Source organism: Massilia sp. ST3, assembly GCF_018119405.1.
In the GTDB taxonomy this organism is placed as follows: Bacteria; Pseudomonadota; Gammaproteobacteria; order Burkholderiales; family Burkholderiaceae_D; genus Telluria.
This window is the reverse complement of record NZ_JAGPWC010000030.1, coordinates 45,060-62,449: the sequence shown is the minus strand read 5'-3', so window position 1 is coordinate 62,449 and position 17,390 is coordinate 45,060. Positions and strand designations below refer to the sequence as shown.

At 65.3% G+C, this 17,390-nt stretch carries 16 protein-coding genes; 8 read left to right on the top strand and 8 right to left on the bottom strand.

What is annotated here, in order from left to right:
- Both KBW98_RS12515 and KBW98_RS12510 read left to right on the top strand, forming a co-directional pair.
- Positions 1-1,037, top strand: a 1,037-nt coding sequence (locus KBW98_RS12515; protein WP_229429152.1) for a hypothetical protein, incomplete at its 5' end; no start/stop codon positions are given.
- Positions 1,038-1,227: 190 nt separating this feature from the next.
- Entirely contained in the window at positions 1,228-1,431 is a 204-nt protein-coding gene (locus KBW98_RS12510; RefSeq protein ID WP_211520473.1) for a cold-shock protein, read from the top strand.
- Positions 1,432-1,773: 342 nt separating this feature from the next.
- Here KBW98_RS12510 and KBW98_RS12505 read toward each other — a convergent pair whose 3' ends face one another.
- Positions 1,774-2,421, bottom strand: coding sequence for a LysE family translocator (locus KBW98_RS12505; RefSeq protein WP_211520472.1), 648 nt, complete (start codon positions 2,419-2,421; stop codon positions 1,774-1,776).
- Positions 2,422-2,510: 89 nt separating this feature from the next.
- Here KBW98_RS12505 and KBW98_RS12500 point away from each other — a divergent pair, with 89 nt between their 5' ends.
- A complete protein-coding gene (locus KBW98_RS12500) occupies positions 2,511-3,470 on the top strand; it encodes a YafY family protein (protein ID WP_211520471.1) in 960 nt (319 codons plus the stop codon).
- 36 nt (positions 3,471-3,506) lie between these two features.
- Here KBW98_RS12500 and KBW98_RS12495 read toward each other — a convergent pair whose 3' ends face one another.
- The 4 genes from KBW98_RS12495 to KBW98_RS12480 form a co-directional block, all read right to left on the bottom strand.
- On the bottom strand, positions 3,507-3,923 hold the full coding sequence (locus KBW98_RS12495; RefSeq protein ID WP_211520470.1) for a gamma-butyrobetaine hydroxylase-like domain-containing protein: 417 nt from the start codon (positions 3,921-3,923) through the stop codon (positions 3,507-3,509).
- Positions 3,924-3,935: 12 nt separating this feature from the next.
- On the bottom strand, positions 3,936-4,352 hold the full coding sequence (locus tag KBW98_RS12490; protein WP_211520469.1) for an HIT family protein: 417 nt from the start codon (positions 4,350-4,352) through the stop codon (positions 3,936-3,938).
- Positions 4,349-8,350 carry an FAD/FMN-binding oxidoreductase gene (locus tag KBW98_RS12485; protein WP_211520468.1) on the bottom strand — a complete coding sequence of 1,334 codons (4,002 nt, stop codon included), beginning with the start codon at positions 8,348-8,350 and terminating at the stop codon, positions 4,349-4,351. The genes KBW98_RS12490 and KBW98_RS12485 overlap by 4 nt, the downstream gene beginning before the upstream one ends.
- A 326-nt stretch (positions 8,351-8,676) precedes the next feature.
- On the bottom strand, positions 8,677-9,180 hold the full coding sequence (locus tag KBW98_RS12480) for a YqaA family protein (RefSeq protein ID WP_211520467.1): 504 nt from the start codon (positions 9,178-9,180) through the stop codon (positions 8,677-8,679).
- A gap of 196 nt (positions 9,181-9,376) precedes the next feature.
- Between KBW98_RS12480 and ilvA the strand changes: the two genes are divergently transcribed.
- From ilvA to rapZ, 5 genes are all read left to right on the top strand, one after another.
- On the top strand, positions 9,377-10,915 hold the full coding sequence (ilvA, locus tag KBW98_RS12475) for a threonine ammonia-lyase, biosynthetic (RefSeq protein ID WP_211520477.1): 1,539 nt from the start codon (positions 9,377-9,379) through the stop codon (positions 10,913-10,915).
- Positions 10,916-10,996: 81 nt separating this feature from the next.
- Positions 10,997-11,824: an NADPH-dependent 7-cyano-7-deazaguanine reductase QueF gene (gene queF / locus KBW98_RS12470; protein WP_211520466.1), complete on the top strand. Its 828-nt coding sequence runs from the start codon at positions 10,997-10,999 to the stop codon at positions 11,822-11,824.
- 352 nt (positions 11,825-12,176) lie between these two features.
- Positions 12,177-12,659, top strand: a complete 483-nt coding sequence (locus KBW98_RS12465; RefSeq protein ID WP_211520465.1) for a PTS sugar transporter subunit IIA — start codon at positions 12,177-12,179, stop codon at positions 12,657-12,659.
- A gap of 47 nt (positions 12,660-12,706) precedes the next feature.
- Positions 12,707-13,642 (top strand): HPr(Ser) kinase/phosphatase, encoded by a 936-nt coding sequence (gene hprK / locus KBW98_RS12460; RefSeq protein ID WP_211520464.1) that lies wholly within the window; start codon positions 12,707-12,709, stop codon positions 13,640-13,642.
- 49 nt (positions 13,643-13,691) lie between these two features.
- The gene (gene rapZ / locus KBW98_RS12455) at positions 13,692-14,570 is read left to right on the top strand and encodes an RNase adapter RapZ (RefSeq protein ID WP_211520463.1); all 879 of its coding nucleotides are present in this window, start codon (positions 13,692-13,694) and stop codon (positions 14,568-14,570) included.
- A gap of 105 nt (positions 14,571-14,675) precedes the next feature.
- Here the strand turns inward: rapZ and KBW98_RS12450 are convergent, their stop codons facing one another.
- The 3 genes from KBW98_RS12450 to hpf form a co-directional block, all read right to left on the bottom strand.
- Positions 14,676-15,554: a PD40 domain-containing protein gene (locus KBW98_RS12450; protein ID WP_211520462.1), complete on the bottom strand. Its 879-nt coding sequence runs from the start codon at positions 15,552-15,554 to the stop codon at positions 14,676-14,678.
- Between the two features lie 71 nt (positions 15,555-15,625).
- Positions 15,626-16,711, bottom strand: a complete 1,086-nt coding sequence (locus KBW98_RS12445) for an enoyl-CoA hydratase/isomerase family protein (protein ID WP_211520461.1) — start codon at positions 16,709-16,711, stop codon at positions 15,626-15,628.
- A 297-nt stretch (positions 16,712-17,008) separates the two neighbouring features.
- Positions 17,009-17,365: a ribosome hibernation-promoting factor, HPF/YfiA family gene (gene hpf, locus KBW98_RS12440; RefSeq protein ID WP_211520460.1), complete on the bottom strand. Its 357-nt coding sequence runs from the start codon at positions 17,363-17,365 to the stop codon at positions 17,009-17,011.
- Positions 17,366-17,390 lie beyond the last annotated feature (25 nt).

The window sequence follows — 17,390 nt, the reverse complement described above, 5'->3', positions numbered from 1 at the left end:
CGCCCCGCCCTGCCGCACCGGCCCAGGCCCAGGCGCAAGCGGGCGGCCCGCAACAGGGCAACCGCAACCGCAATACCCGTCCGCCCGAAGTCGCGCCCCTGTTCGAGCAGCCGGGCGTGCTGACGCCGCGCGGCAAGTACATCCTCGAGCCGTCGATGCAGTTCGGCTATTCCTCGAGCAACCGTGTGGCCCTGGTCGGCTATACCGTGATTCCCGCTCTCCTGATCGGCCTGGTCGACGTGCGCGAGATCAAGCGCAACACCTTCACCACGGCGATTACCGGACGTACCGGCCTCAGCAACCGCATGGAAGTCGAGGTCAAGGTGCCCTACGTCTACCGTTCCGATGCGACGGTCAGCCGTGAACTGTTCACCGGCACCGCCGCCGAGCGCGTGTTCGATACCAGCGGCAAGGGACTCGGCGACGTCGAGGTGGCGGGCCGCTACCAGCTCAACGACGGCGGCGCCGACAAGGGCTACTACATCGCCGGGCTGCGCTACAAGAGCCGCACCGGCCGCGATCCCTTCGAAGTCGTGACCGACTGCAGCCGCCGCTGCGTGGGCGAGAACGTCACCGGAACCGGCCTGCCGCTGACCCTGCCGACCGGCTCGGGCTTCCACTCGCTGCAAGGCACCCTAACCTGGCTGTACCCGTCCGATCCGGCGGTCTTCTTCGGCAACCTGAGCTATGTCCACAACTTCAAGCGCAGCGGTGTCTCACGCCTGGTACAGAACGGCGAGCGCGAACCGCTCGGCGAGCTGGAGCCGGGCAGCGTGATCGGCTTTAATTTCGGCATGGGCCTGGCGCTGAACGACAAGGCCTCGCTCAGCCTGGGCTACGACCACAGCACGATCGCACGCATGCGCCAGAACGGATCGGCGGTGCCGGGCTCGGTCCGCACCCAGCTCGGCACCCTGCTGCTGGGCTACTCCTACCGCCTCAACGAGAAGCGCAGCCTGAACATCGCAGTGGGCGCCGGCGTCACCCGCGACACCCCGGACGTGACGCTGACGGTACGTGTGCCGTTCTCGTTCTGAGCTGACGGAACGCTGCACGGCCGTGCGAACAAAAAGCCAATGGGAAGGGGAGCACACGATTGAAAAAAACTTGCTGAAAAAATAAAAATTGCTTCTATAATCAGATTGCAATGTTGAGCACGCCCCTGGTTCCAGTCCTCCGGCGTGGCGCATCGCAATAACACATATACTTTTTTATTGAGGGAATAACATGGCGACTGGCACTGTAAAGTGGTTCAACGATGCAAAGGGTTTCGGCTTCATTACGCCTGACGGCGGCGGCGAAGACGTCTTTGCACACTTCTCGGCCATCAACGTTAACGGCTTCAAGTCGCTGCAGGAAAACCAGCGCGTGAGCTTCGACATCACGGCTGGCCCGAAAGGCAAGCAGGCTGCGAACATCCAGCCGCAGTAAGACCGAGCGCGGCCCGCGTTGCGGGCATGCCCAAGACTGAGAGCACGTCATCGACGTGCTCTTTGTCGTTTACGACGGTCCGCACGGCCGTGCGGGCGGCTCCACACCGTTTGCCTAGGGTCTATCCGACTGAGTCTGCACCGCGCTTGGTTTATTCGTAGGGTGGACGGCTTTGCCGTCCACGCGGTGATAGTTTGCGGCGAGATCAACCGGCACGAAAGCGGAGCACCTACTTATCACCGCGTGGACGTTCGTGATTCGAGCCACTGGCCCGAATCACCCCGTCCACCCCACCATGCGCCAGCAATTATCCGGTCGCCTCCGCGTTCGGTCAGACAGACCCTAGGCGCCGCGCCAGCCTTGGAGCAGGGTCGCGACGCCTGCCGCGACCAGCACGGCGCCCACCAGGCGCGTGGCCAGCAGGCCCGCGCGCGGATGCGCATGGATGCGGCGCTGGGCGCCCAGCGCGCCCACCGTCACCGCGCCATACACCAGGGCCTGGGTAAAGGCGATGATCAGGCCCAGCAAGGCTGCCTGTCCCCACAAGGCGCCCTGGGCGGGGCGCAGGAACTGCGGGAAGATCGCCAGCATGAACACATAGGCTTTCGGATTGAGCAGGCAGGTCAGCATCCCCTGCAGGAAGATCGCCCGTCCCCGCTGCTTGATTTGCAGCTGCGCCTGCGGCGCGATCGCCAGCGAAGGCGCGGCCTTGGCGCGCAGCAGGCTCCAGCCGATCCAGCCGATGTAGACGGCGCCCGCCAGCAGCATGGCGTTGAACAGCGGCGGCCACACGGCCAGGATGGCGGCCACGCCCAGCACACCCATCAGGGTGTGGGCGACGCCGCCGGCGATGATGCCGCCCACGGCGGCAAAGCCGGCACTGCTGCCGCCGCGCATCGAGCTGGCCAGCACGAAGGCCATGTCTAGTCCCGGCAGCGCGATCACGCCGAAGACAACAGCAAAGAACAATCCCAGTTGTGCCGCATCCATGTTTTTCTCCTGCTCCGTGGAAGATGAGGATTGCAGCGTAAGCGCCAATCAGGACATAATCGGCCCTGATTTCCACGAACATTTTCGACATGGCGAACCCGACGACCCGCGTGCTGGCGGTGCTGGAACTGCTGCAGGCCCATGGGCGCATCAGCGGCGCCGAGATGGCGGCCCGCCTCGGGGTCGATGCGCGCACCTTGCGGCGCTACATCGCCACCCTGGAAGAGATGGGGATACCGGTGACGGCCGAGCGCGGGCGCGCCGGCGGCTACGCCCTCGTGGCCGGCTTCAAGCTGCCGCCGATGATGTTCAGCGAGGACGAGGCGGTGGCCTTGTCGGTGGGCTTGCTGGGCGCCCGCAGCTTCGGCCTGGACCGCACCGCGCCGGCCGTCGCCAGCGCCCAGGCCAAGCTGGAGCGCACCATGCCCGCCGGCCTGCGCCAGCGCGTGCGCGCCGTGGACGAGACCGTGCAGCTCGACGTCAAGGGCGCGTCCGCCGCCGCCAGCCATGCGGCCTTGGCTGCGCTCTCGGTCGCGGCCCGGAACGGGCAGCGGGTGCGCCTGCACTACGGCGACGCGGCGGGCACGCCGACCGAGCGCGCCTTCGACGCCTACGGGCTGGCCTACCACGGCGGCTGCTGGTATGCGGTCGGCTGGTGTCACCTGCGCCGCGCCATCCGTTCCTTCCGCCTCGACCGCATCCGCGCGGTGGAGACGCTGGAGCGGCGTTTCGAGCGGCCGCAGGATTTCGATGCCCTGGCCTACCTGCAGCGCTCGGTCGCCACCCTGCCGCGCGCGCATGCGGTGGAGGTGCTGCTCAAGACCAGCCTGGAACGCGCCCAGGGGCAGTTCTCGCGCACGATCGCGGTGTTCGAGCAGACGCAGGAGGGGGTGGTGATGCACAACCAGGCCGACGATATCGGCTGGATGGCAAGGCAGCTGGCGAGCTTGCCCTTCGGTTTCGAGATCAGGCGGCCAGAGGAATTGCGCGAGGCGGTGCGGGAGTGTGCACGGAACCTGTTGAGGCAGGTCGAGATGCCGCCATCTTGAACGTAGGGTTGGCGGCGAAGCCGCCAACCCTACCGGTCAGTGCCTGTGCCCGCAGCCCGACATGACCGGCGCGCCCGGCAGCTCGGCGCCCGGCGCACGTCCGCTTTCCTCGTCGAAGCCGGCCACCACCAGGCGCGCCAGGTATTGCTGCCACAAGACCTGCTGCTCGCTCCCCAGCTTGTACAAATAGTCCCAGCTGAAGATCCCGGTCTCGTGCCCGTCCGAGAACAGGGGCTTGATCGCATAGTTCCCCACCGGCTCCACGCCCGTGATGCCGACCTCGCGCTTGCCCACTTGCAGCACTTCCTGCCCCGGCCCGTGTCCTTTCACCTCGGCCGAGGGCGAATACACGCGCAACAGCTCGAAAGGGATCGAAAACGCGGCGCCGTCGTCGAAGGCGATGTCGAGCAGGCGCGATTTCTGGTGGACGGTCAATTCGGTCGGATTGGGCATGGCGATCCTCGATTACTTGAAACGGCGCAGGATAGCAGCTTCCAGCTGCGGCAGCAGCGCACGGCGCGCGGCCAACACGTCGGCAGGCGTCTCGCGCACCGCCTGGGCCCATACCGGCGCCGGGAAATGCGCGTCGTCCGCATAGCGCGGGATCACATGCCAGTGCAGGTGCGGCACCACATTGCCTAGGCTGGCCACATTCACCTTCAGCGGCTGCATGACTTCGCGCACCGCCTCTTCCAGCTGGAACACGGCCTCGTTCAGCAGCAGGCGGTCTTCCTTCGCCAGGTCGCTCATCTCGCGCACGTGCTCGTTCCAGATCACGCGGCAAAAACCCGGATAGCTGGCGTCGTCGACCACGATGACGCTGAACTTCGGACCGCGCCAGACCACCGGCATAGCCAGCTCGCACAGTTCGCACCTCGTCATACCAGCACCCGCTCGATGCCACCGTTGTTGGCGCGCGCCACGTACTCGGGCAGCCAGTTCTCGCCCAGCAGGTGCCTGGCGATCTCCACCACGATGTAGTCGGCCGTGGTGCCGGAATCGTCGTTATAGCGCGACAGGCCCTGCAGGCAGGACGGGCAGGAGGTGAGGATCTTGACGTCGCCCTTGAAGCCGTCGGCGCGCAGCTTGTCGGCGCCCTTCTCCATCTCGGCTTCCTTGCGGAAGCGCACCTGGGTGGCGATGTCCGGACGGCTGACCGCGAAGGTGCCCGACTCGCCGCAGCAGCGGTCGTTCTTCTCGATCTGCACCTTGTCGGCGGTCGAGACCAGGGCGTTCACGGTCTTGAGCGAATCCTGCATCTTCATCGGCGTGTGGCAAGGGTCGTGGTACATGTAGCGGGTGCCGTTCACGCCTTCCAGCTTGACGCCTTTCTCCAGCAGGTATTCATGGATGTCCATGATGCGGCAGCCCGGGAAGATCTTCTCGAACTCGTAGGTCGCCAACTGGTCGTAGCAGGTGCCGCAGGACACGAGCACGGTCTTGATGTCGAGGTAGTTCAGCGTGTTGGCCATGCGGTGGAACAGCACGCGGTTGTCCGTCATCATCTTGTCGGCCTTGTCGTACTGGCCGGCGCCGCGCTGGGGATAGCCGCAGCACAGGTAGCCCGGCGGCAGCACGGTCTGCACGCCCACTTCCCACAGCATCGCCTGGGTCGCCAGGCCGACCTGCGAGAACAGGCGCTCGGAGCCGCAGCCCGGGAAGTAGAACACGGCTTCGGTGTCGGCCGTCGTCGCCTTTGGATTGCGGATGATCGGGATGATCTTGTCGTCCTCGATGTCGAGCAGGCCGCGCGCCGTCTTCTTCGGCAGGTTGCCCGGCAACTTCTTGTTCACGAAGTGGATCACCTGCTCGCGGATGGGCGACTTGCCGGTGGTCGGCGCCGGCGCCTTGGTCTGCTCCTTCGCCAGGCTCTTCAACAGGCCCGCGCCCATGCGCTGGGCCTTGTAGCCCAGGTCCACCATGGCCTTGCGGGTGGCGTTGATGGTGGTCGGATCGGTCGCGTTCAGGAAGAACATGGCGGCGCGGTTGGCCGGCTTGAAGCTGCGCTTGTCCATCTTGCGCAGCAGGTTACGCATGTTCATCGAGACGTCGCCGAAATCGATGTTGACCGGGCACGGCGTCACGCACTTGTGACACACGGTGCAGTGGTCGGAGACGTCCTCGAACTCTTCCCAGTGGCGGATCGAGACGCCGCGGCGGGTCTGCTCTTCGTACAGGAAGGCCTCGATCAGGGCCGAGGTGGCGAGGATCTTGTCGCGCGGCGAGTACAGCAAATTCGATTGCGGCACGTGGGTGGTGCACACCGGCTTGCATTTGCCGCAGCGCAGGCAGTCCTTGATGCTGTTGGCGATCTCGCCGATGTCGCTCTGCTGCATGATGAGCGATTCGTGGCCCATCAGGCCGAAGGACGGCGTATAGGCGTTGCGCAGGTCGGCATGGGCGCCTTCCAGGTTGAGCAGCTTGCCCTTGTTGAAGCGCCCTTCCGGGTCGATGCGCAGCTTGTAGTCGCGGAACTCGCCGATCTCTTCGTCGGTCAGGAACTCGAGCTTGGTGATGCCGATGCCGTGCTCGCCCGAGATCACGCCGTCCAGCGAACGGGCCAGCTTCATGATGCGCTCGACGGCCTTGTGCGCGTCCTGCAGCATCGCGTAGTCGTCCGAGTTGACCGGCAGGTTGGTGTGCACATTGCCGTCGCCCGCGTGCATGTGCAGGGCGACGAAGACGCGCGAGCGCAGCACGCGCTTGTGGATCGCGGTGCATTCGTCGAGGATGCATTTATAGGCCGCGCCGTTGAAGATCTGGCGCAGCGGCGCGCGCAGCTCCGCCTTCCACGACACGCGCACGCTGTGGTCCTGGACCACGTCGAACAGGGTGGCGTCCGGCTGGATGGCCAGGCGCTGCTCCAGGGTCGCGGACAAATGATCCAGGCCGAGCGAGGCGAGCTGCTCGCGCACGTCCGCCAGGCGAGCGTCCAAATTGGCCAGGATGAAGGTCCAGCGCTTGCCGACCAGCTGCACCAGGGCTTGCGCCTGCTGCGGGCGGTCGCCCAGGATCTCGGCGCGGTCGACGGTGTCGCCAGTGGCGTCGTCGCTCTTCTCGATCGGCAGGTGCTCGTTGCTCAGGTAGGCGTGCAGTTGTTCGCTCAGCTGCAGCTTGTTCTTGATCGACAGCTCGACGTTGATGCGTTCGATGCCGTCGGTGTACTCGCCCATGCGATTCAGCGGAATCACCACGTCTTCGTTGATCTTGAAGGCGTTGGTGTGGCGCGCGATGGCCGCGGTGCGGGCGCGGTCGAGCCAGAACTTCTTGCGCGCCTCCGGGCTGACGGCGACGAAGCCTTCGCCCACGCGGGTGTTCGCGATGCGCACCACTTCCGAGGCGGCCAGGGCCACCGCGTTCTCGTCGTCGCCGACGATGTCGCCGAACAGCGCCATCTTCGGCAGGGTGCCGCGCTTGGACTTGGTGGCGTAGCCGACCGCGCGCAGGTAGCGCTCGTCCAGGTGCTCCAGGCCCGCCAGGCGCAAGGTAGAAAAGGCCGGGTCGCCGTTCTTCGGCAGGCTGTCCAGGTAATCCTTGATCTCGACGATCGACGGGATCGCGTCGCGCGCCTGGCCGAAGAATTCCAGCGCCACGGTGCGCGTGAACTTCGGCATCTTGTGCAGGATCCAGCGGCTCGAGGTGATCAGGCCGTCGGTGCCCTCCTTCTGGATGCCCGGCAGGCCGGCCAGGAATTTATCCGTCACGTCCTTGCCCAGGCCTTCCTTGCGGAAGCGGCGGCCTTCGATGGTCAAGGTCTCGGTGCGGAAGGGTTCGCCCTTGGCCGCGCCTTTCGTGCTCGGATGGGTCCATTCGAGCTTGAAGGTGGCGACCGGCGCATCGTGGATCTTGGACAGGTTGTGGTCCATGCGCGTGACTTCGAGCCAGTCGCCGTTCGGGTCGACCATGCGCCAGGACGCCAGGTTGTCGAGCGCCGTGCCCCACAGGACGGCCTTCTTGCCGCCCGCGTTCATGGCGATGTTGCCGCCGATGCAGGACGCGTGGGCCGAGGTCGGGTCGACCGCGAACACGAAGCCGGCCTTCTCGGCGGCCTGCGACACGCGCTGGGTGACCACGCCGGCGCCGGTGTGGATGGTCGCGTAGTCGCGGTCCACGCCCGGCAGGCGCGTCATCTCGACCTCGCCCAGTCCGATCAGTTTTTCGGTGTTGATCACGGCCGACATCGGCGTGAGCGGAATCGCGCCGCCGGTGTAGCCGGTGCCGCCGCCGCGCGGGATGATGGTCAGGCCCAGCTCGATGCAGCCCTTGACCAGGCCGGCCATTTCTTCCTCGCTGTCCGGCAGCAGGACCAGGAAGGGGTATTCCACGCGCCAGTCGGTGGCGTCGGTGACGTGCGAGGTGCGGTGCATGCCGTCGAAGCGGATGTTGCGCTTGTCGGTGTAGGCGCCGAGCACGCGCTGGGCGCGCTTGCGCAGGTCGTACATGTCGCGGAATTCGCGCGCGAAGTCGTCGACCGCCTTGCGCGCCGCGGCCAGCAGCTGTTCGACGGCGGCGCTGCGCGCTGCGCTGTCGCCGCCCTCTTCCGCGTCGATGCTCAGGCGGCGCTTGTCGACTTCGCCCAGGCGGTGGTGCAGCGCCTCGATCAGCTTGGCCCGGCGCTTCGGGTTGTCCAGCATGTCGTCCTGCAGGTAGGGATTGCGGCGCACCACCCAGATGTCGCCCAGCACCTCGTACAGCATGCGCGCCGAACGGCCGGTCTGGCGCGCGCCGCGCAGCTCGTCGAGCAGCCGCCACGACGACTCACCCAGCAGGCGGATCACGATTTCGCGATCGGAGAACGAGGTGTAGTTGTAGGGGATCTCGCGCAGGCGCGCGGGAGCGTTATCGGCAAGCAGGGTATGGATGTGTGCGGGGGCGTTCATTGGGATGACAAATCGACGTCGGACTGGCCCGAAGGATATTCATTCTAGCTTATTGCGCTGCACCACGCTGGGGACGTGGGCAAAATGCCAAAGGCTGGATTGGAATGAAATACTGCTTCGGCGCTGTCTATACAAATTTTATTTAGACAGAGTCGGCTGTTTGCATCGAAGGTATGGAGGGGTGAGCGAAATGGCATATCCCATACCGTTCGCTCGTCGTCCCCGTGAAGGCGGGGGTCCAAGTTGTCTGCGTGGCTGCGCGAGCAAACTTGGGTTCCCGCCTACGCGGGAATGACGACTCACGGCTAACGGTGCGCGTTAGCCGATCAGCCAATCAGCCGCTCGAAGAAATCCCCCACCGTCTTCCAGAACCCGTTCGGGATATACAGCAGCACCGCCGTCATCGTCACATAGCGCATGAACTTGCCGATCGCCATGTACATCACGCTCGGCCAGAACGGCAAATGCAGCCAGCCGGCCAGGGTGCATAGCGGATCGCCCACGCCCGGCACCCAGGACAGCAGCATGGTCTTGGCGCCGTATTTCTTGAGCCAGCCGAACCAGCGGCTCTGGCGTTCGCGGGCGAAGGCCACCTTGGCGCGATAGCCGAGGAAGTAGTCGACCGCCCCGCCCAGGGTGTTGCCGACCGTGGCTACCAGGATCGCCGGCCAGAACATCGCCGGGTTCGCCTTCACCACCGCGAACACCGCCGGTTCCGAGCCCAGCGGCAATAGGGTTGCCGACACGAAGCTGATGAGGAATACGGACGTCAGCCCCACGGTCGGCGCGGCAAGCACGTTCAGGAGCCAGAGGACGGCGTTTTCGATCATCGATGGTCGGCTGGAGCGGTAGTGTCGAGCGTCCATTATAATGACCCTCACTTATCGTCACGACACGATACGACGAGCCTGTCATCCAGCCCTCGTATTGCATTACCTTGCACTGCGCGCCACGGTCATCCTCCCGGCAAACCAGTTCGCGTCGTCCCGGACCGCCAGCAATGGCCACCATTACCGCTATCCGACCATGACTACCGACTACCTGAAGAAAATCCTGACCGCCCGCGTCTACGACGTGGCCGAGGAAACGCCGCTGGAACTGGCGCCCACGCTGTCCCAGCGCATGGGCAACCGCATTTACTTCAAGCGCGAGGACATGCAGAGTGTGTTCAGCTTCAAGCTGCGCGGCGCCTACAACAAGATGGCTAACCTCTCGCCCGAGCAGCTCAAGCGCGGCGTGATCTGCGCGTCGGCCGGCAACCACGCGCAAGGCGTGGCCCTGTCGGCCTGCCGCCTGGGCTGCCGTGCGCTGATCGTGATGCCGACCACCACGCCGCAGGTGAAGATCGACGCCGTCAAGGCGCGCGGCGGCGCCAGCGTCGAGGTGGTGCTGCATGGCGATTCCTACACCGACGCCTACAACCACGCCCTGCTGCTCGAAAAGGAACAGCGCCTGACTTTCGTCCACCCCTTCGACGATCCGGACGTGATTGCCGGCCAGGGCACGATCGGCATGGAGATCCTGCGCCAGCATTCCGGCCCGATCCACGCGGTGTTCGTGGCCATCGGCGGCGGCGGCCTGGTCGCGGGCGTGGGCGCCTACATCAAGGCGGTGCGCCCGGACATCAAGGTGATCGGCGTGCAGACCCTGGACTCGGACGCGATGGCGCGCAGCCTCAAGGCCGGCGAACGCATCACCCTGCCCGACGTCGGCCTGTTCTCGGACGGCACCGCCGTGCGCCTGGTGGGCGAGGAAACCTTCCGCGTGGCGCAGCAGGTGGTGGACGAGATCATCCTGGTCGATACCGACGCCATCTGCGCCGCGATCCAGGACGTGTTCCAGGACACCCGCAGCATCCTCGAGCCGGCCGGCGCGCTGGCCGTGGCCGGCGCCAAGGCCTATGTCGAACGCTCGCAGATGCACCGCGAGCCGGTGAAGAACGAAACCCTGGTGGCGGTGGCCTGCGGCGCCAACATGAACTTCGACCGCCTGCGCTTCGTTGCCGAACGCGCGGAACTGGGTGAATCGCGCGAAGCCGTGTTCGCGGTGACGATTCCCGAGCAGCGCGGCAGCTTCCGGCGCTTCTGCGCGCTGGTCGGCCCGCGCAACGTCACCGAGTTCAACTACCGCATCAGCGACGAAAGCGAAGCCCATGTGTTCGTGGGCGCGCAGATCGCCAGCCGCAGCGAATCGCACCTGCTGGCGCGCACCTTCGAGGAACACGGCTTCCGCACCCTCGACCTGACCTACGACGAACTGGCCAAGCTGCACATCCGCCACCTGGTAGGGGGAAAGAGCGCGCTGGCGCAGGATGAACTGCTGTATCGTTTCGAATTCCCCGAGCGGCCCGGCGCGCTGATGCGCTTCCTGGAAAGCATGGCGCCGAACTGGAACATCTCGCTGTTCCACTACCGGAACCAGGGCGGCGACGTGGGGCGCATCCTGGTCGGGCTGCAGGTGCCGAAGGCGGAGATGGACGAGTTCACGCGCTTCCTGGCGACGCTGGGCTACCGGTATTGGGACGAGAGCGCCAATCCGGTGTATAAGTTGTTCCTGGGGTCGTAAGCGACCAACAGCGGACGGCGTGATCCGCGCGTCCGCTACCGATTGTTGAACGCGTGGACGGGGAACCCGTCCACCCTACCTATGAATACTCCTGATCAATCGCCACTTGGCAAAACCGCCGCCTACCAGAGCCAGTACGCGCCCGAACTGCTGTTCCCGATTCCGCGCCAGCAAAAGCGCGAGGAGCTCGGGCTGTCGGGTACGCTTCCCTTCTTCGGGGTCGATATCTGGAACGCCTACGAGCTGTCGTGGCTGAACATGCGCGGCAAGCCGCAGGTGGCGATCGCCACCTTCAGCGCGCCGGCCGATTCGCCCAATATCGTCGAGTCGAAGTCCTTCAAGCTCTACCTGAATTCCTTCAACCAGACCCGCCTGGCGAATACCGACGCCTTGCTGGCGCTGCTGCGCGAAGACCTGTCGAACGCCTTCGGCGCGCCGGTCCACGTGGCGCTCACCACGCCGGACGCCTTCGGCAGCCTCAGGATGGGCGAGTTCGAGGGCACCCTGCTCGACCGCCTCGACATCGAGATCGACGCCTACGTGCCGGCGCCCCACCTGCTCACCGCCAATCACGCCGAAGCCCCGGTCGAGGAGACCCTGGTGTCGCACCTGCTCAAGTCGAACTGCCTGGTCACCGGCCAGCCGGACTGGGGCACCGTGCAGATCCATTACGCCGGTCCGCAGATCGAGCAGGAAGGCCTGCTGAAATACCTGATCGGCTTCCGCGAGCACAACGAGTTCCACGAGCAATGTGTCGAACGCATCTTCATGGACGTCCTGCGCCAGTGCAAGCCGACCAAGCTGGCCGTGTACGCCCGCTACACCCGCCGCGGCGGCCTCGACATCAATCCCTGGCGCGCGAATTTCAGCACCGGCAAACCGCCAAACCTGCGCACCGCTCGTCAGTAAGGCGCATCGGTCCGGACGGATGTACGATTTAGGCCACAGCCGTGGCCGGCATCACACAGTCCGGACCGAAAAACGTGATCTTTTTCTCATTGCCCGTTTTTTGAGCAGCACATGTTCAAAAATTGGCGGAACACAGGACGGGCGTACGTTCGCTGGCCCGGCAGTCTAATTTCATTAAGGAAATTGCGTCCTAAATCACTGGAGAATTCGGCAGGCGGCCCCCACTTTCGTCGAGTAGGAATGCGGCTTTCGGCAAGGCCTTCGAGCGGACGCGAAATCGCATGTCACGGCTGTGAAACAGGCCTATAATTCGTGCTCGCAAGCACTCCACTTGTGCACCGCACCATATGTCATGACCAATCTTAGCAAAATCCTTTCGCTCGAGAACGTGCAGCTCGACCTCGAAGTGTCGAGCAAGAAGCGTGCTTTCGAGCAGGCCGGCCTGATCTTCGAGAACAACTGCGGCATCGCGCGTTCGACCGTGTCGGACAACCTGTTCGCCCGCGAGCGTCTCGGTTCGACCGGCCTGGGCCACGGCGTCGCCGTTCCGCACGGCCGCATCAAGGGCAGCAAGAGCCTCAAGGCCCCGCTCGCCGCCTTCGTGCGCCTGAAGGAGCCGATTCCTTTCGAGTCGCCCGACGGCCAGCCGGTCAGCCTGCTGTTCTTCCTCCTGATCCCGGACCACGTCACCCAGCAGCACCTGGAAATCCTGTCCGAGATCGCCGAGCTGTTCTCCGACGAAGCGGTGCGCAACGCCCTGGCCACCGACATGGATCCCAAATCGGTCCACGAGCGCATCATCAACTGGCAACCTAGCCTGCAAGCCCTGGGCTAAGTTACACTGTTCTGCATGGCAATCCCGCCGTGCCTTCGACAATGCCCATGCTGCAATCACCGCTGACCATCCAAAGGCTGTACGACGACAATCGCGACAGCCTCCAGCTTGGCTGGTTCGCGGGCTTCCCCGGCGGCGAGCGCCAGATCGCGGGCGACGCGGCGTCGGCGGCCGACCAGGTCGGCCACTTGAACCTGATTCACCCGGGCCGCATCCAGGTCTTCGGGCACCAGGAACTGAATTACTACCACCGCCTCAAATCGAGTTCGCGCAGCCACGTGATCGGCGAACTGATCGGCGGCGGCCCGCCGGCCCTGATCATCGCGCAGGGCCTGGAAACCCCGCCCGACATCCTCGCCATCTGCGACGAGCAGAACATCCCCCTGTTCTCGACACCGCTGCCGGCGGCCCAGGTGATCGACTTCCTGCGCGTCTACCTGTCCAAGAAGCTGGCCCAGCGCGTGATCATGCACGGCGTGTTCATGGACGTGCTCGGCGTGGGCGTCCTGATCACCGGCGATTCTGGCCTGGGCAAGAGCGAGCTGGGCCTGGAACTGATCTCGCGTTCGCACGGCCTGGTGGCCGACGACGCGGTGGAATTCTCGCGCATCGCGCCCAACATGATCGAGGGCCGCTGCCCGCCGCTGCTGCAGAACCTGCTGGAAGTGCGCGGCCTGGGCCTGCTGGACATCAAGGCGATCTTCGGCGAGACCGCGGTGCGGCGCAAGATGCGCCTCAAGCTGATCGTCCACCTGGTCAAGCGCGGCGCGCTCGACGAAGAGGTGGAGCGCCTGCCCTTCCACTTCCCCACCGAGGACGTGCTGGGCCTGCCGATCCGCAAGGTCGTGATTCCCGTGGCGGCCGGCCGCAACATCGCGGTGCTGCTCGAGGCCGCCGTGCGCAACACCATCCTGCAGCTGCGCGGCATCGACACGCTGCAGGAATTCATGGAACGCCAGCGCCAGGCCATGAGCTCGGACTAAGCGTTCCGTCCAGGCGTAAAGCCGCCGCGGTTTTTGGTATCATCGCCGCATGCACATCGTCCTCATCACCGGCATTTCCGGCTCGGGCAAATCGGTTGCCCTCAATGTCCTCGAAGACGCGGGTTACTACTGCGTCGATAACCTGCCGCCCGCGCTGCTGCCGGCCCTCGTGTCGACGGTCAATGAATCCGGCACCGGCAAGATCGCGGTCGCGGTCGACGCCCGCAGCGCCGAGTCGCTGGTGGAGCTGCCCGTCAGCGTGCGCCGCCTGCGCGAGGAAGGCCACTCGGTCAAGGTGATGTTCCTGACCTCGAGCACCCATTCGCTGGTGGCGCGTTTCTCGGAAACCCGGCGCAGCCACCCGCTGTCGCACGAGCTGCGCCCCGGCGAGAACCCGGCCTCGCGCCGCACCCTGATCGAATGCATCGCCGAGGAACGCGAGCGCCTTTCGGCGATCGAGAACCTGGGCCACGTGATCGACACCTCGGAACTGTCGGCCAACAAGCTGCGCGCCTGGATCAAGGAACTGGCCGAGCTCGCGCATGCGCCCCTGACCCTGTTCTTCGAATCCTTCGCCTTCAAGGTCGGCGTGCCGCTCGATGCGGACTTCGTGTTCGACGTGCGGGCGATCCCGAATCCCTATTACGACCTGGCCCTGCGTCCGCTCACGGGCCGCGACGCGCCGGTGATCGCCTTCCTCGACGCCCAGCCGAGCGCGGCCGAAATGCTGGAGGACATCCGCGCCTTCGTGGAGAAATGGCTGCCTTCGTTCAAGACCGATAACCGCAGCTACCTTACGGTGGCAGTGGGCTGTACGGGTGGGCAGCACCGCTCGGTGTACATGGCGGAGCGCCTGGGGGCGTATTTCGGGACGACCGAACGGGTCATCGTGCGGCATCGGGAGCAGCCGAAGAATTTGACGGCGTGATGCCAGGTGCTTTGCTCGCAAGAGCAGCCACGAACTACCAGACCACCCGCTCCTCTAGCACGTCGTACGCGCCACTGGCGCCTACGACTTCCGGCAAAGCCAGGCCTAGCGATACTCCCGCGCATCAAACGGATACGCGTAGATATTCTCGATAAAGCGCTCCCCCGTCCGCCGCTGCCGCCCCAGGTACAAGGTGGAACCATGCACGAAAGGCGTGAATTCCGCATCGTCCGGATCGTTCGAATTGATCGGCGCCCGCAGGCGTTTCGGCGTGCTCCAGCGTCCCTTTTCGCGGAAGGCGATGAACAGGTCGGGGCGCGTTTCCAGGTCGGCCGCCGAGAAATAGATCAGGTAGCTTTCGTCCGGAGCGACATAGGGATTCGACTCGCGCGCCTTGGTGTTGACCGGCAGGCCGAGGTTGCGCGGCGCGCCGTAGCGGCCGCCCACCAGCTCCGACACCCACAGGTCGGACTGCATGCCCGGCGCTTCCTTCATGAAGTAGATGCTGCCGTTGGCGGCCATCGCGGCCGACGACTCGGAGGCGTCGGTGTTGATCTCGTGCCCCAGGTGGCGCACCGCGCCCCAGCCCTGGGCCGTGCGCTCCACGGCGTAGATATCGAAGCCCTTGCGCGCCGGCCGGTCCGGCACCGGGCGGTTCGACTGGAAGATCAGGCTGCGGCCGTCCGGGCTGAACATCGGGTCGATGTCGTTGGCCCCCTCCACGCCCGAGAACGGCGCCACCGACGGCGCCTGCCAGGCGCCGTTCACCTTGCGCGCCTCCATGATCACGAGCCGCGCCCGGGTACCGCCGGACTTCACCCACAGCGCGTGCTGCCCGTCCGGGGACAAGGTCAGGCCGAAGGCGCCGTCGTCGGACACGACGCCGGGCAGGAACATGGCGGGGTCCGGCTTGGCCTGGGGCGCGGCCTGGACGGCGCAGGTCGGCAGGAGCAGGAGGAACAACAGACTGGTCAATGCCTTCATCGGTACTCCTCGGTCTAGGGCGCGCGCTTGATTGTGCTGGCGCCGGGTCTGGCGGTCAAGCCGCCATCATGTCAGGCCAGGTGCCGCAGCGGATGCGCCCAGGCCGGCCAGGCCGGCTCGAAGAAGCGCTCCACCATCTGCGGCGTCACTTCTTCCAGGGTCGCGGGGTTCCACTTGGGCGCATTGTCCTTGTCGATCACCAGCGCCCGCACGCCTTCCAGCACTTCGCCGTGCTCGAAATTGCGGCGCACCAGGTTGCGCTCCATGCGCAGGCAGTCCGCCACGTCCATCGATGCGCCGCGCACCAGCAATTCGCGCGTCACGCACATCATCAGGGGCGAACGCAGGCGCATCGCCTTGAGCGCCTTTTGCGCGAACGGGCTCTCGTCGCGCGCCAGGGATGCCATGATCGCCGCCACCGAGGCCGCGCCGAAATGCGCGTCGATCGCCGCGCGCTGCGCCTGCAGCTCGCTGGCGCCAGCTTGATCCGCGAACGGCGCCGCGAAGGCGCGGATCGCCGCCGGCAGTTCCTTGCCCGGCGTGTTCTCGATGAGCGCGTTCAGGCCGGCCAGTTCGGCGCCCGGCACGAACACGTCCGCCAGGCCCACGTAGAGCGCATCGGCCGCGCCCACCGTCAGGCCGGTCAGGCCCAGGTAGTTGCCCAGCTGGCCGGGCGCATGCGACAGGAAGTGGCTGCCGCCGACGTCCGGGAACAGGCCGATGTTCACTTCGGGCATGGCCATCTTGGTGCGGTCGGTCACGATGCGCAGGCCGCAATCCGGGCCGCCCTGGGCGATGCCCATGCCGCCGCCCATCACCACGCCGTCCATGACGGCGATGTAGGGCTTCGGATAGAAGTGGATCAGGTGGTTGAGGGCGTATTCCTCGGTAAAGAAGTCTTCCAGCAGCGCACTGCCGCCCATCGGGGTCGCGTGGCCCACGTCGTGGAAGAAGCGGATGTCGCCGCCCGCGCACAAGGCCTTCTCGCTGGTGCTGGTGATCACCACGGCGTCGACGCCCTCATGGTCCTGCCATTCGAGCAGGATGGCGGTCAGGGCGCGCACCATCTCGAGCGACAGGGAGTTCAGGGCCTTCGGGCGATCAAGGGTAATGATGCCGGTACGGTTGGCGACGCGGGTCAGGACGTGGTCGGTCATGGCGTGTGCTGTGAAATAAAAGACATGTATTTTACAGAACACGCAGGCCCACTACACAAATTGCGCAGGGGCGGCGGCTCTGCCGCCGACGCGGCGATCGTTACGGCTTCGTTGCCGCGCACGGTCCGGGGACCATGTTTGAACGCGTTGGCGGCGAAGCCGCCAACCCTACGGCTGCTCATCCGCGAGTTGGGCGCGTTCGCGGCGGAACCGCCAACCCGACGGATATTCATGGAAGGTCCAGACGCAAAAAGGGCGTCCCCTCAGACGCCCTTAGCTGGTGTGCCCTGCTGCCTGTCAGGCTGCAGCGGCTTCTTCGCCCTGGTCGGGCAGGCGCTTGATCGCCTGGTGGTTATGGTCTTTCAACATCTGCTTGTGTTTCAGAACCTGTCGATCCAGCTTGTCCATCAGCGTGTCGATTGCGGCATACAGGTCTTGCGCGACACTGGCCACGTGCAGGGTTTTGCCGGACACCTGGACATTGATTTCAGCTTTTTGCCTTTTTTCTTTTTCAGTGAGGTTGTCGACGGCGAGGAAGACGTGGGTGTCGATCACTTGATCGAAATGCCGGATGATGCGCTCGAGCTTATTCTGAACATATTCACGGATAGCGGGAGTCACTTCGAGATGGTGGCCACTGATTGTGAGGTTCATACACACTCCTTTGAAAAGGCGCGCC